16 protein-coding genes and 1 pseudogene are annotated in these 14,061 nt (G+C 70.7%); 14 read left to right on the forward strand and 3 right to left on the reverse strand.

The window, feature by feature from the left end; genetic code table 11:
• Positions 1–91 precede the first annotated feature (91 nt).
• The 3 genes and pseudogenes from ABZ749_RS14565 to ABZ749_RS14575 all read right to left on the reverse strand — a co-directional run.
• A pseudogene (locus tag ABZ749_RS14565) lies at positions 92–544 on the reverse strand (hypothetical protein); the annotation flags it as partial.
• The gene (locus ABZ749_RS14570) at positions 541–753 is read right to left on the reverse strand and encodes a phosphatidylethanolamine-binding protein (RefSeq protein WP_088989541.1); all 213 of its coding nucleotides are present in this window, start codon (positions 751–753) and stop codon (positions 541–543) included. The gene ABZ749_RS14570 and the pseudogene ABZ749_RS14565, both read right to left, overlap by 4 nt.
• 99 nt (positions 754–852) lie before the next feature.
• On the reverse strand, positions 853–1,734 hold the full coding sequence (locus ABZ749_RS14575; protein ID WP_357227661.1) for a universal stress protein: 882 nt from the start codon (positions 1,732–1,734) through the stop codon (positions 853–855).
• 113 nt (positions 1,735–1,847) lie between these two features.
• Between ABZ749_RS14575 and ABZ749_RS14580 the strand changes: the two genes are divergently transcribed.
• The 14 genes from ABZ749_RS14580 to ABZ749_RS14645 all read left to right on the forward strand — a co-directional run.
• Positions 1,848–2,594: an SAM-dependent methyltransferase gene (locus tag ABZ749_RS14580; protein WP_357227664.1), complete on the forward strand. Its 747-nt coding sequence runs from the start codon at positions 1,848–1,850 to the stop codon at positions 2,592–2,594.
• A 71-nt stretch (positions 2,595–2,665) separates the two neighbouring features.
• Complete coding sequence (locus tag ABZ749_RS14585; protein WP_357227666.1) at positions 2,666–3,838, forward strand: PP2C family protein-serine/threonine phosphatase; 1,173 nt, start codon at positions 2,666–2,668, stop codon at positions 3,836–3,838.
• A gap of 56 nt (positions 3,839–3,894) precedes the next feature.
• Positions 3,895–4,356 (forward strand): MarR family transcriptional regulator, encoded by a 462-nt coding sequence (locus ABZ749_RS14590; protein WP_357227682.1) that lies wholly within the window; start codon positions 3,895–3,897, stop codon positions 4,354–4,356.
• A 294-nt stretch (positions 4,357–4,650) separates the two neighbouring features.
• Positions 4,651–5,283 (forward strand): CDP-alcohol phosphatidyltransferase family protein, encoded by a 633-nt coding sequence (locus ABZ749_RS14595; RefSeq protein ID WP_355007559.1) that lies wholly within the window; start codon positions 4,651–4,653, stop codon positions 5,281–5,283.
• A complete protein-coding gene (locus ABZ749_RS14600) occupies positions 5,280–6,224 on the forward strand; it encodes a DUF881 domain-containing protein (RefSeq protein ID WP_357227668.1) in 945 nt (314 codons plus the stop codon). Before ABZ749_RS14595 ends, ABZ749_RS14600 begins: the two co-directional genes overlap by 4 nt.
• Positions 6,221–6,553: a small basic family protein gene (locus ABZ749_RS14605; protein ID WP_030327710.1), complete on the forward strand. Its 333-nt coding sequence runs from the start codon at positions 6,221–6,223 to the stop codon at positions 6,551–6,553. Before ABZ749_RS14600 ends, ABZ749_RS14605 begins: the two co-directional genes overlap by 4 nt.
• An 11-nt stretch (positions 6,554–6,564) precedes the next feature.
• Positions 6,565–7,569, forward strand: coding sequence for a DUF881 domain-containing protein (locus ABZ749_RS14610; RefSeq protein ID WP_357227671.1), 1,005 nt, complete (start codon positions 6,565–6,567; stop codon positions 7,567–7,569).
• A gap of 60 nt (positions 7,570–7,629) precedes the next feature.
• On the forward strand, positions 7,630–8,010 hold the full coding sequence (gene gcvH / locus ABZ749_RS14615; RefSeq protein WP_091397961.1) for a glycine cleavage system protein GcvH: 381 nt from the start codon (positions 7,630–7,632) through the stop codon (positions 8,008–8,010).
• A 214-nt stretch (positions 8,011–8,224) separates the two neighbouring features.
• Positions 8,225–8,677 (forward strand): FHA domain-containing protein, encoded by a 453-nt coding sequence (locus ABZ749_RS14620; protein ID WP_007071101.1) that lies wholly within the window; start codon positions 8,225–8,227, stop codon positions 8,675–8,677.
• A gap of 50 nt (positions 8,678–8,727) precedes the next feature.
• Complete coding sequence (locus ABZ749_RS14625) at positions 8,728–9,429, forward strand: MerR family transcriptional regulator (RefSeq protein WP_357227673.1); 702 nt, start codon at positions 8,728–8,730, stop codon at positions 9,427–9,429.
• 185 nt (positions 9,430–9,614) lie between these two features.
• Positions 9,615–10,079 carry a bifunctional nuclease family protein gene (locus ABZ749_RS14630; RefSeq protein WP_030327706.1) on the forward strand — a complete coding sequence of 155 codons (465 nt, stop codon included), beginning with the start codon at positions 9,615–9,617 and terminating at the stop codon, positions 10,077–10,079.
• 159 nt (positions 10,080–10,238) lie between these two features.
• Positions 10,239–10,835 (forward strand): MerR family transcriptional regulator, encoded by a 597-nt coding sequence (locus tag ABZ749_RS14635; protein WP_355007555.1) that lies wholly within the window; start codon positions 10,239–10,241, stop codon positions 10,833–10,835.
• 259 nt (positions 10,836–11,094) lie between these two features.
• Entirely contained in the window at positions 11,095–11,541 is a 447-nt protein-coding gene (locus tag ABZ749_RS14640; protein WP_357227676.1) for a hypothetical protein, read from the forward strand.
• 293 nt (positions 11,542–11,834) lie between these two features.
• On the forward strand, positions 11,835–14,061 hold a 2,227-nt coding region (locus ABZ749_RS14645; RefSeq protein ID WP_357227679.1), incomplete at its 3' end, for a Na+/H+ antiporter subunit A.

Below are 14,061 nucleotides of genomic sequence, written 5' to 3' on the forward strand. Positions count from 1 at the left end.
AGCGGGAACGCGCCCTGCTCCAGGACTTCACCCAACGCCGCGTCGACGGTCTGCTGGTGGTGCCGGCGGGCCTGGACCACTCGTTCCTGCGTCGCAACCTGTTCCAGGTGGCGGCGGCCGCCAGCCCGTACGCGAGGTGCGGGATGATGTCGGAGATCCAGTCGGAGCGCCGCCACGTACGCGGGTCGCTGATCCCGAGCACGGTGATCGACCCGTCGGTCATGGTCATGACGCCCGCGCCGAGCAGACCGGTGGCCACCGGCAACGGCTGACGTCGACCACCGGCGTAGAGCGCGAACCCGACGCCCGCGGCGACGCCCAACCCGTAACCGATCAGCGGCCCGAGGCCCGAGCGGCGGTTGGCCGCCCGGGCCCCGTTTCCCAGGTCGACGTGCGCGATCCCGGCCAGCCGGTCGACGGTCTCCTGGGGGACGTCGCTCTCCGGCCGTCCCCGCAGTGCCATGTCCAGGTAGCTGACCACGTTCAGCGCGGTGCTGCCGACGGCGCCTGCGATCGCGCCGTCGGCCACGTCGACCGTCCTCACTTCGGGTCGCCCGGTTCGCGCTCGCTCTTCGGGCCGTACGTCCGGTCGCCGCGCACCACGCCTCGTTGACCGCGATCCTCCTGGAGGATCCTGTTCGCGACCTGGTTGGCCTTGCCGTCGGGTACCCGGCGTCCGGAGTCGTCGATCGCGTTACGCAACCGCGCGCGCTGCTTGTCGTACGCGTTACTGCCCGGCCGTGGTCCTGGCATCTGTGCCTCCTTCGTCGGTCTGGGCACCTGGTGCTGCCCGCCGTCCGCTGGGCGTACCGCGGCCGTCTACCCGTCTGGCGGCGGACCAACCCCGGCGCACTACCGGGGCGCGCGGACCACGACCACCGGGCACTGCGCGTGGTGCAGCATCGACTGGCTCACCGACCCCAGCAGCAACCCGGTCACCTCGCCGCGCCCGCGCCCACCGACGACCGCCAGTTGGGCGGAGCGGGACGCCTCGGCGAGCACAGTGCCGGGTCGGCCGTGCGCCACCTGGCAGGTCAACCGCAGACCCTGGTGGGCCTCGGTGAACCCGGTCAGCCACCCGGCGAGCATCCGTTCCTGCTCGCCGCGCAACTTCGCCTCGTCGTACACCAGGGGTTGCATGTCGCCCGGGCCGCTGCTGCCGGGATGTCGGTAGGCGTGCACAGCCATCAGCGGCACGCCGAGTGACACTGCGGTCTCGGCGGCGAAGTCCGCCGCCAGCCGGGAGGCGTCCGAGCCGTCCACGGCGACCAGGACCGGCTCGTCGGGGCGTTGCGTGCCGCGCGCGACCAGCACCGGGCAGTCGGCGTACGCGGCGACCTGCACCGCGACCGAGCCGACCAGCAGCGCGGAGAACCCACCCAGCCCGCGATCGCCGAGCACGATGAGCGCGGCGGTGGGGGACTCGCCCACCAGCACCGCGGCGGCCTCACCGTCGATGATCTCGCCGGAGATCGTCAACCCGGGCACTGTCGCCTCGGCCTCGCGCACCGCGGCCTCGACGAGTTCCTCGGCCCGGTGGCGCAGCCCACCGCCGGGAGGCGCGTGCGGGGCGGGGGAGACGGGCACGTGCAGCAACGGCCAGATGAAGCCGTGCACGACCCGTAGTGGTCGGTGCCGGCGGGCCGCCTCGGCGGCGGCGAGGCGCACGGCGCGCAGCGCCGACTCCGAGCCGTCGACGCCGACCACCACCGCCGCGTTGTTCGCCGAGTTCACGGCCCCACCTCCGCTCGCGGCCAGTATCGCGGGCCCGGACGCCCCCGCGTCGCGATACCGCCGAGCGCGTCCCGGTCGGTACGCTGGCGACGACCGGGGAGGGAGCGCCGCCGATGGGTGAACCGGACCAGCCGAGCACCGCTCGCATGATCGACTTTTGGCTCGGCGGGCAGCATCACTTCCCCGTGGACGTGGCCGCCGCGAACGCGTTCGAGCAGGCGTACGGGCCGTGCGCGCCGGTGTTCCGCGAGCTGCGGGCGTTCCTGGGCCGGGCGGTGCGGGCCATGGCCGAGCAGGGCGTCGACGGGTTCCTGGTGTTCGGCGCCGGGGTGCCGACGATGGGCAACGTGCACGAGGTCGCCGCCGACGCGACGGTGCTCTACACCGATGTCGACCCGGTCACCATCCGACTGGGACAGAGCATCCTCGCCGGCAGCGACCGGGCCGGCTACGGCTTCGGCGACGCGACCGACATCGGCACCGTCGACCCGGCGCAACTGCACCGTTTCGTGCCGGGGTGGGGTCGACGGCCGGTCGGAGTGGTCTTCCTGGGGTTGGCCGCGTTCCTCGACGACGCCACGCTGACCCGCACCCTCGACGAGCTGTACGCTGCCGCGGCGCCGGGCAGTCTGCTCGCTGTGGACTTCGACACCGAGGAGCTGGCCGGTCACCCGCAGGCGCTGGCCATGATGGGGCCGCAGTTCCGGATGCGTCCACCGGCGGCGTTCGCGCCCCTGCTGGGTCGGTGGGTGCCGACGGCGGACGGGATCGTCCCGGTTTCCGAGTGGTGCCCGGAAGGCCCGCCGGCCGAGGTGCCCGACGCGTTCCACGGTGTGCTCGCGACCCGCGCGGGAGACTGACCGCGCCGATCACCCCTCCGGTGGCGTCCGTATGATGCTTGCCCTACAGCAAGCTTCGGGGGAGGTCGACGATGGTAGACGCGCCGGACGTGGTGTCGCGCGCGTTGCGCGAGGCACCGCCCGACCAGTTGGCGGAGGCGGCGGACCGGGCGATCCGGTCCGCGATGGGCGCGCTTCGCACCGACGTCTTCGTCGCCGACTACCGGATCAGCGGCCTGTGGCCGGTGCTGGATCCGGACCTGCCGGCGGCCGGCTTCCTGGCCTGCCACACCATGGCGCAGCGCTGCTTCAGCAGCCAGCAGCCGGTCCGCGATGGTGAGGGCCCCTGCCGGCTCTACCTGCCGTTGACCGTGTGGGGCGAGCGGCTGGGTGTGCTGCTGATCGAGCTGCCGGCCGTACCGAACGCGGCGGTCACCGGTCGGGCGACGGACATCGCCGGCGCTCTGGCGGTGGCGATGCGCGCGGCGGACCGGGAGACCGACCGCTACCGGCGGGCCCGCCGCCGGGAGCGACTGACGATGGCCGCCGAGATGCAGTGGGACCTCCTGCCCGGTCGTGGTGTGTCCCACCACGCGTTCGACCTGGCCGGCCAGCTCGAACCGGCGTACACGGTGGGTGGCGACCACTTCGACTGGTCGCTGGACGGCGACCGTCTCACCCTGACGGTGCTCAACGGCGAGGGCAACGGGCTGGCGGCGTCGCTGTTGACAGCCGTCACTGTCAACGCGATGCGCAACGCGCGTCGCTCCGGTGGCGGCCTGGTGGAGCAGGCCGAGCTGGCCTCGGACACGGTCTTCTACCAACACCGGGGCGCCCGGTACGTGGCCACGCTGCTGCTTGAGGTGGACACTCGCCTCGGCCGGGTGCGGGCCGTCGACGCGGGCTCGCCCCACCTGTTGCGGATGCGCGGGTCCACTGTCGAGCCGATGAAACTCGATCAGCAGCTGCCGCTGGGCATGTTCGCCGAGACCCGCTACGAGCTTCAGGAGATGCAACTCGCCCCCGGTGACCGGCTCTTCGTCGTCAGCGACGGGGTGTGGGCCGCCGAGCCGCCGGGCCAGGAGCCGTACGGGCAGCGGGCGATGGCACGTTCCCTGCGCGCCACGCGGTTGCAGCCGCCGGCCGAGGCGGTTGGTACGGTGATGCGCGAGCTACACGCCTATCACGCCGATTCCGATCTGCGTGACGACGCCGTCGTGGTCTGTCTGGACTGGCGCGGTCCACGCGAGCGGAGCATGGCGTGAGTCTCGCCGCCGCATTGCCGGGCGGGCACCAGCGCGACAACGGCAGGGGATATCAGGTGGAGCGACCTGCGGATCTCGCCGCGGCGATCACCACGGCCGCCGAGACGCTGATCGCCGTGCTGGAGTCGGCCGCGTCGCGGCACCAGGTGCCGCCCACCCAGCTGAGGGTGCTCACGCTGATCAGCGGTCGTCCGGAGACCAACGTCAACGGGCTGGCGGAGCTGCTGGACGTGGTGCCCTCGTCGGCGAGCCGCCTGTGCGACCGGTTGGAGGCGACCGGGCTGTTGCGTCGGGTGGCCGATCCGCGTGACCGGCGTGAGGTGCGGTTGGTGCCGACCCCTGCGGCGCTGACTCTGTTGGGGGAGTTGGCCGAGCGGCGTCAGCGCGCGGTGCAGGCGGTGCTGGACCGGATGCCGGCGCGGATGCAGCACGAGCTGTTGCTGGCGCTGGCCGGGTTCGCTCGGGCGGCGACGTCGGTGCCCGAGCAGCAGACCGATCCCGCCGTCCAGACGGCCTGAGCACCAACCCCTCTTCCACTAGTATCCTAGGACGCTCTACGCGTGGTGATCCACGCCACAGTGCGACACCGCCGCACCGGCAGGCCACGGCAGCGGCCGGCCAGCGAGAGGAAGCCCGATATAGTGGCAGCGCACCTACCCGGCCCGCGATCATCGAGATCGCGGGCCGTATCAGGGCAGGGGGCCCCGCCCGGGGCCGCAGGGGAGAGCCGGCGCTGGTCGGCCCGACAGCGCGTACGACCCTCAGCCGCGCCCGGCGCCGGCCGGGGGCCCGCGTGCCGTGGAGGAGGATCGGTGTCGCGTCGGCCGGCTCGGGCAGAGCAACCGCGGGACACCGGTGACGAGACTCCCGGCAACCAGGTCCTCACCCTTCCCAACCTGATCAGCTTCGGGCGGCTGCTGGGCGTGCCGCTCTTCCTCTACCTGTTCCTGGTGGCGCGGGCCGACGTGGCGGCGGTCGTGGTGCTGGCCATCGGGGGCACCACCGACTGGGTCGACGGCTGGATCGCCCGCCGCCTGCACCAGGTCAGCCGCCTGGGCGAGTTGCTCGACCCACTCGCCGACCGGCTCTACATCCTCGCCACCCTGATCGCCTTCACCGCGCGGGAGGTGGTGCCGTGGCAGTTCACCGCGGCGCTGCTGGCCCGTGAGGTGCTCCTGCTGGCCTCGCTGGCGGTGCTGCGTCGCTACGGGTACGGTCCGCCGCCGGTGCACTACGTGGGCAAGACCGCCACGTTCCTGCTGCTCGCGGCGTTCCCGGTGCTGTTGTTGGCCAGCGCGGCCACCGACGTGGCGACGGCGGCGAGCGCCATCGGTTGGGCGTTGGCCTGGTGGGGGCTGGTGCTGTACTGGGTGGCCGGCGCGATGTACGTCGTGCAGGCGGCCCGGCTGGTGCGCGCGGCGCGCGGTCCGGGAGCGGCGGCGTGAGCGCGCCTCGGCTGGGAAAACCCGGCCAGGACCGGGTGTACGCGCCGGACTTCCTCACCGAGCTGTTCCGCAACCCGCTGGATCCGGGGTACGCGGATGCGGCTGCCGCCCGTCGGCGCTCGGCGGAGTCCGCTCCGGCGCGCGGGTGGCGGGCCTTGCCGGCACGGTCGGTGAGCCTTGTCGTGGTGGTGATGCTCGGTTTCCTGTTCGCGGTCGCGTACCGGCAGACGATGGCGGACGAGCCGGGGCGCAGCCAGGCCCGTTCGGGTCTGGTGGCGCAGATCAAGGAGCGGGAGAGCCAGACCGATCGGTTGTCCACGCAGGCGGACCAGCTGCGCGAGGAGGTCAGTCGGCAGCGGGACGCGGCGTTGACCGGTTCGGCCGCCGCCCGGTTGCGCAACCTGGAGGCGAGCACCGGGTTGGGCCGGGTGCGCGGTGACGGTGTGGTGGTGCGGTTGGCGGACGCGCCGGACAAGGCGGACGCGGTCACCGGTGCCGGCGCGGGGCCGCCGCGGGTGCTCTACAGCGACCTGCAGGGTGTGGCGAACGCGTTGTGGAGTGCTGGTGCGGAGGCGATCGCCATCAACGGGCAGCGGTTGACGTCGACGTCGACGATCCGGTCGGCGGGTGAGGCGATGCTCGTGGATTTCCGGCCGGTGACCGGGCCGTACGAGGTGTCGGCGATTGGGCCGGGTTCGATGCGGCGCAAGTTCGAGGACAGCCGGAACGCGGCGCTGATGCGGAAGGTCGCGCAGGGGACGGGGTTGTCGTTCGGTGTGCGGGAGGCGGATGACCTCACCCTGCCGGCGGCGCCGGAGCCGCAGCTACGCTACGCCAAGCCGTCGGTCAGTCCGAGCCCTTCCGCGTCGGGTGTCCGTTCCGGCAGTCCCGGGTCGTCCGGTCCGGGGACGACTGTTAGCCCCTCCGGAGGTGGCCGATGATCGCGGTGTTGGCGTTGCTCGCCGGTGTGGTGCTGGGCGTGTGGCTTGATCCCACGGTGCCGGCGGCGTTGCAGCCGTACCTGCCGATCGCGGTGGTGGCCGCGTTGGACGCGGTTTTCGGTGGGGTGCGGGCCCGGTTGGACCGCATCTTCGACGACAAGCAGTTCGTGGTGTCGTTCATTTCGAACGTGCTGGTTGCTGGTCTGATCGTGTATCTGGGTGACCAGTTGGGGGTGGGTGGGCAGTTGTCCACCGGTGTGGTCGTTGTGTTGGGGGTGCGTATCTTCGGCAACGTGGCGGCGATCCGTCGGCACCTGTTCCGGGCGTAGGTTGGGTTGCGATGAGTGACGAGCAGACCGACACGGGGACCGGGTGGCCGCAGCCGGCGGGTCCGGTGCGGCCGGGTGGGCCGGCGGGTGAGCCGGATCCGCGGCCGGATGCGCCGGATCCGGATGAGTTGAGCCCGTTGGCGCCGCAGGCGCCAACGGATGACGAGCCTGTGGCCGATCCGGGTGTGGAGCCGGTCGACGATGGTGCGACGGTGGACCTGAGCGCGGTGTCGCGGTCGGGTGAGCAGCCGGTTGCGGGTTCCGACGGGTTGGCGGAGCCGGTGGGAGAGTCGGCGGCGCCGGTGGTGGCTGGTCGGTCCCGGTGGAGCGCGGCCGGGGTGATGATCGCCGCGTTGTTGGCGTTGCTGGGGTTCACGTTGGTCGTGCAGTTGAAGACGACGTCGACGGACCCGACTCTGGGTGCCACCCGGCAGGAGGACCTGGTCCGGATCCTGTCGGATCTGGATGCGCGGGAGAATCGCCTGCAGCAGGACATCCGGGCTCTGGAGGACAGCCAGCGGCAGTTGCGCTCGGGTGAGCAGGGTCGTCAGGCGGCGTTGGATGAGGCGACGCGGCGGGCGGACGAGTTGGGCATCCTGGCGGGGACGTTGCCGGCGGTGGGTCCGGGGTTGACTGTCCAGTTCGACGGTGGTGCGAAGCCGATTTCGGCGAACCGGGTGTTGGACGCGGTGCAGGAGCTGCGCGGTGCGGGCGCCGAGGCGATGCAGATTTCCGGTGGGGATCGGGCGACGGTGCGGATCATCGCGTCGACGTACTTCCTCGATGGGGAGAACAACGGGTCGTTGATCGTGGAGGGGCGTCGGTTGTCGGGGCCGTACACGATCACGGTGATCGGTGATCCGGCGACGATGCGTACGGCGTTGAACATTCCTGGTGGGGTGGTGGCGTCGGTCCGGGGTGACGGCGGTAACGTGACGTTTGGGGAGCGTGAGGTTGCCGAGGTTTCGGCGCTGCACGTGCCGATCAAGTTGGAACACGCCCGTCCGGTCTCCTGACCGGCGCGGCCGCGCCGGACCCGGGTGGTCCGGGGCACCGATGGATGAAGGACGCGTCTGGTGATACCCGAGGATCTGCGATACACCGCCGAGCATGAGTGGGTGGCGGGTGACGGCACGGCTTCGGTCCGGGTCGGCATCACCCACTTCGCGCAGGACGCGCTCGGTGACATCGTGTACGTGCAGTTGCCCGAGGCGGGTGCGGTGGTCGCGGCCGGTGACTCGTTGGGTGAGATCGAGTCGACCAAGAGCGTGTCGGAGATCTACGCGCCGGTGGCCGGTACGGTGGCGGCGCGCAACGATGCGTTGGCTGACACGCCTGAGCTGATCAACACTGATCCGTACGGTGAGGGTTGGTTGGTGGAGATCACGCCGAACGATCCGACTGCGACGGATGGGTTGCTGACGGCGGCCGCGTATCAGAAGATCACCGAAGGCTGAGTGTGCTTGATCCGGTGCGCGGGATGTCTGCGCGCGTCCGGTTGCCCTGCATTTCGGCGCTGGCTAGGCTCGCCCAGTCGACCGAGAACCCAATAGTTGAGCGTTGCGGAATTGCCTTCCCGGGCACGGGGAGCCAGCCGCCGGGTGTTCAAGTGCCCGGCGGCCAGACCCGCCATTACCCGACGCCGACCGAACAGATCCGTGAGGTGGTCCCATGACGCGGCCAGACGACGAGTTCCCCCCACTCGACGTCACTTCGACGCTCAATCTCGGTTCGCTCGACGAAGTGCTGGAGGGGCCGGATACCGATGTGGTGCCGAGCCGGATGTCCGGTTCGTTGCCGCCGGGTATGGCGCTGCTGGTGGTTCGTCGAGGCCCGAATGCGGGTGCCCGGTTCTTGTTGGACCACGATGTGACGACCAGTGGCCGGCACCCGGACAGTGACATCTTCCTGGATGACGTGACGGTGTCGCGTCGGCACGCGGAGTTCCACCGTGATGGTGGGACGTTCACGGTGCGGGACGTGGGTAGCCTGAATGGCACGTACGTCAATCGTGAGCGGGTCGAGGCGGCCACGTTGAGCAATGGTGACGAGGTTCAGATCGGTAAGTTCCGGGTGGTGTTCATCGCCGGTCCGCGCCCGGAGGAGGAGGCCGGCCGGGGGTGAACGAGCCTGCGGCCTCCATGTCACCCGGGGCGGCTCGGTCTGAGCCGCTGATGAGCATCGGTGAGGTGCTTGGGCAGTTGCGGGTGGATTTTCCGGATACCACGATTTCGAAGCTGCGGTTTCTTGAGGCCGAGGGTTTGGTCGAGCCGCAGCGGACGGCGGCGGGTTACCGGAAGTACAGCTGGGACGATGTGGCGCGGTTGCGGTTCGTGTTGACCGCGCAGCGGGACAGGTACCTGCCGTTGCGGGTGATTCGGGAGCAGTTGGCCCAGTGGGATTCGTCCGGTGAGCAGCCGGAGCGGTCGCGGCCGGCGTTGGTGGCGGTTGGTCCTGATGGTGCGGTGCCGGGTCGTGAGTTCGCGGAGCCGGCCGAGTCGTCGCAGGTGCGGCTCGGCCGGGCGGATCTGGTGGCGCGCAGTGGGATCGACGAGTCGACGTTGGTGGAGTTGGAGCGGCTCGGTGTGCTGGTGTCGGATCCGCCGGGTTGGTATGACGCTGATGCTCTGATCATCGCGTCGGCGGTGGCGGGGTTGGCGGCGTACGGGTTGGAGCCGCGGCACCTGCGGGGTTATCGGACGGCGGCGGACCGGGAGGTCGGTTTGTTCGCGCAGTTGGTGGCGCCGTTGGCGCGGCAGAGTGATCCGGCGGCGCGGGCGCGGGCGGCGGAGACGGCGCGGGAGTTGGTGGCGTTGTCGGAGCAGTTGCACGCGGCGTTGGTGCGGGTGGGGCTGCGGTCGACGTTGGGTCGGTGAGGGTGCCCGGTGGGTGGCGGCTGAGCGGAAAGATCTCTTCCGGGAAGCGTGCCGTAGGCTTGCCGGGGTAACCCCTTTTCGGCGCGGACGTGGTGCTGTAGCGCATGGGACGGCCGTGTTGCGGTCCGTGTACCGTGCAGGGAAAGGCGCGGTGCGGCGTAGGTGACAACGACACGGAGGCGGCGGTGCGCGAGCTGAGCGTGGTCGGAGTTCGGGTGGAGCTGCCCAGCAACCAGCCGATCGTCCTGCTCAGGGAGGTCGAGGGGGACCGCTATCTGCCGATCTGGATCGGCGCGGTCGAGGCGACGGCTATCGCTTATGAGCAGCAGGGGGTCAAGCCGGCCCGGCCGTTGACGCATGACCTTCTGCGGGACGTGTTGGCGGCGTTGAAGGCACCCTTGCAGGCGGTGGAGATCACCGAGCTGAAGGAGAACGTCTTCTACGCTGATCTGTTGATCGGTGATGGGGTGCGGGTGTCGGCGCGGCCGAGTGATTCGATCGCGTTGGCGTTGCGGGTTGGTGCGCCGATTCGTTGTGCGGAGCAGGTCCTCAGCGAGGCGGGGATCGTTATCCCTGATGAGCAGGAGGACGAGGTGGAGAAGTTCCGCGAGTTCCTGGAGCAGGTGCGTCCGGAGGATTTCGCGGGCTGAGGTGTGCCTGGGCTCTGTTGGTGATCTTTCTCGGTGGCTGCGCGGCGTGTCGCGTCGGTTCCTCCGTGGTAACCCCTGACGGTGGCGATAGGGTTTCCATGTCGAGGGGTGCGCGTCCCGGAAACGATGCGTCGCCACACTGACGGGGAGGTTGTCCGGATGCACGAGCCGCGGGATTCCGATCCGGGTGCAGAGTTCGACGAGTCGGGTGCCTCGTCGCCAGGTGTGGCGGCTGAGGGTGACGGTTCGGTTGGTTACCGGGGTGTGACGGCCTGCCATGCGGTGGGCATCAGTTACCGGCAGTTGGATTACTGGGCGCGGACGACGCTGGTGGTGCCGAGCGTTCGTGATGCCTCGGGTTCGGGGACGCAGCGGTTGTACTCGTTCCGGGATCTGGTGGTGTTGAAGGTCGTGAAGCGGTTGTTGGATGCGGGGGTGTCCCTGCAGAACATCCGTAAGGCGATCGAGGCGTTGCGGTCGCGTGGTGTGGAGGATCTGGCGGGGATCACGCTGATCTCTGATGGGACGACGGTGTATGAGTGCCGGTCTCCGGAGGAGGTGGTCGACCTGTTGCAGGGTGGCCAGGGGGTCTTCGGCATCGCGATCGGTGGGGCTTTCAAGGAGATCCAGGGGTCGTTGTCGCATCTGCCGGCGGAGCCGGCGACGAGCGGCCCGGTGGAGCCGGTGGTGGCGGCGGGCCCGGATCCGGTGGGTGACGAGTTGGCGGCGCGGCGGGCGCGGCGGCGCGCCGGCTGACGGTTCGGTCTTTCGGTTTTTTTCCGGTTGTTTTCTCGCGACCGTCGGTGACGGTGGCGGGGGTTGATCGGTCGTGTCGGTCCACTGTGGATACTGTGGGTGTCGTGTCGGTTGCCCATTGTGGAGATACCCATCGGTAGTGGTGACGCACCGTGTCGTCGTGTTGTCGGGAATCCGATAAGGGGGCGCTGACCGGGGGCGGTTGACACGCTATGGTCCCTCACGGTTCTGGACCCTTCACCCCCCGGAAGGAACGACCGTGACGGTTACGGAAGAGACTGTTCCCGCCTCGCACTACGACCGCATTGGCGGTGCCAGTTCGGTCAAGGCGGCGGTTGAGCTGTTTTACGACAAGGTGCTCGCGGACCCGGAGTTGGCGGGCTATTTCGCTGGCGTGGACATGGCGGGTCAGCGGCGGCATCTGGCGTTGATGTTGACGGTGGTGCTGCGCCGCACCCCCGTGCCCCGCTCGCTCCCCGCGCCGCACCCCGCCTGCGCCCCGCGCCTCCGCCCCCTACCCCTGGCTGCGGCCCGCGCCCCACGGCGTGCCCCCGTCCTGCCCGCGCCCCGCCCCACCCCCGTCGATCAAGGAGTTGTGGTGGGTGACAAGTGCCCCGTGAAAGACCAAACCGGGCACCACAACTTCATGATCGACCGGGGTGCGCTGCTCGTTCCCCGCGATCTTGCACTTGCTGTCGTGGCATAGCGGACATTCCACGCGAGTCGACAGCCGAAACTGCAAGATCGGCGCGAGCGGGGGAGGGCGGGGAGAGAGCGGGGGAGGTTGCCGGGCTGGGGCTGGGGCTGGGGCTGGGGCTGGGGTTGGGGCTGGGGCTGAGGGGTTGGGGCTGGGGGTCGGGGGTGGGGTCGGGGTGGGGTGGGGTTGGGGCTTGGGGGGCGAATTCTGGCAAAACCGCCCGGCGGGGGAGGAACTGGCGTCTGATCGCTGCTAGGCGCCACCGCTGCCACGGGCGTCGGCCATGTCGATCGGGAGCGCAGGTGCTGGTACTGCTCATCCTCCATCTCGTGGCGGCTCTCGCCGCGCCCCTGCTCGTCCGCCGGTGGGGTCCGCGTGCGTGCTACCCGCTGGCGCTCGCGCCGGCTGCCGCGTTCTGCTGGGCGGTGGCTCGCACCCCGGCCGTCGCCGACGGCGGGGCGGTGGTCGAGACCTACCCGTGGATCCGGCAGTTGGGCCTCGACATCGCCTTCCGGCTCACCACGCTGTCCTGGCTGATGACGCTGCTGATCGGCGGCGTCGGCGCGCTGGTGCTGGTCTACAGCGCCCGGTATTTCGGCGCCGGTTCCAGCGGGCTGGCGCGGTTCGTCGCGGTCCTGGTCGCCTTCGCGGGCGCGATGCTCGCGCTGGTCTTCTCCGACGACCTGCTGCTGCTCTACGTCGGCTGGGAGCTGACCACGATCTTCTCGTACCTGCTGATCGGGCACAGCACCGAACGGCGGTCCAGCCGTTGGGCGGCGGCGCAGGCGTTGACAGTCACCACGCTGGGCGGACTCGCCATGCTGGTCGGCTTCATCATGCTGGGCGAACACGCCGGCACCTACCGCTGGTCGGAGATCAGCGAGCAGCCTCTGCCCGGCGGCGGGTACCTGGTGGGCGCCGTGCTGCTGATCCTGGCCGGCGCGCTGTCCAAGTCGGCGGTGCTGCCGTTCAGCTCGTGGCTGCCGGTCGCGATGGCGGCACCCACTCCGGTCAGCGCCTACCTGCACGCCGCCGCCATGGTCAAGGCCGGTGTCTACCTGGTCGGGCTGCTCGCGCCGGTGCTGGCCACGGTCGGCCCGTGGCGGCCGCTGGTGCAGGTCGCCGGCGTGGCGACCATGCTGCTCGGCGGGTGGGCCGCGCTGCGTCAGACCGACCTCAAGCTGCTGCTGGCGTACGGGACGGTCAGCCAGCTCGGCCTGCTGGTGGCGGTGACCGGCTCGGGCACGCCCGACGCCGCGTTGGCCGGCACCGCGATGCTGCTGTCGCACGCCCTGTTCAAGGCGGCGCTGTTCCTGGTCGTCGGCATCATCGACCACGTTGCGGGCACCCGTGACCTGCGCGAGCTGTCCGGGGTGCGGCACTGGTCCCGGCCGCTGTTCGTGGTCGCAGTGCTGGCCGCGGCGTCGATGGCCGGTGTGCCGCCGCTGGTCGGCTTCGTGGCCAAGGAGGCGGTGTTCGCGGCCTTCACCGACCAGCCGGTGCTCCTCACCGGCCTGGTCGCCGGGACGGTGCTCACCGTCGCGTACAGCGCCCGCTTCCTCTGGGGCGCGTTCGCCGACCGGCCGGGTGTGGCGCCGGCCCCGCCGGGTTCGATCGCGGCGTCGATGCTGGTCCCGCCCGCTGTGCTCGCCGGTGTCGGTCTGCTCGCCGGTCCGGCCGCGAGCGTGCTGGACGACCTGCTGCGCCCGTACGCCGATCTGCTCGGCGGTGTCGACGCGCACCTGGCGCTCTGGGCCGGACCGACCCCGGCGCTCGGCCTGTCCGTGCTGGCGCTCGTCGGTGGCGGTCTGCTCTTCGCCGTGCGCGGGCCGCTCGCCCCGGTGATGGCCCGGCTCCGGTCACCGGTGGGGGGCAACCAGGGGTACGAGTGGGTGGTCGGCCGGTTCGACCGGCTGGCCATCGAGGTCACGGGCGCGACCCAGCGTGGCTCACTGCCGCAGTATCTGGGCATCATCCTGGTGACACTGGTTCTGGTGCCGGGTGCGGCGATGCTTTCCGCCAGCCCCTGGCGGGCGCGGATTCCACTCTGGGACAGCGCGCTGCAACCGGTGGTCGTCGTGGTGATCGCGGTGGCGGCGGTGCTGGCGGTCGGCGCCCGTCGCCGGCTGACCGCGATGCTGCTGGTGGGCATGACCGGCTACGGCACGGCGATGTTGTTCGTGCTGCACGGAGCGCCCGACCTGGCGCTCACCCAGTTTCTGGTGGAGACCGCGACGATCGCGGTTTTCGTGCTGGTGCTGCGTCGCCTGCCGGAGCGGTTCTCGGCCCGCCCGCTGCGCCGTACCCGTTGGGTCCGTCGGGTGATCGGGGTGGCGGCGGGTGTGGTGGCCGCCGGGTTGGCTCTCACCGCCGTCGGCGCACGCCGGGCACCGGACATCTCCGCCGCCTTTCCGGATCTGGCGGTGGTGCACGGGTACGGCCGCAACGTGGTCAACGTGACCCTTGTCGACATCCGGGCCTGGGACACGATGGGCGAGCTGGCGGTGCTGGTGGTTGCCGCGACCGGGG

It is taken from the genome of Micromonospora sp. NPDC047753, from assembly GCF_040642735.1.
Taxonomy (GTDB): Bacteria; Actinomycetota; Actinomycetes; order Mycobacteriales; family Micromonosporaceae; genus Micromonospora.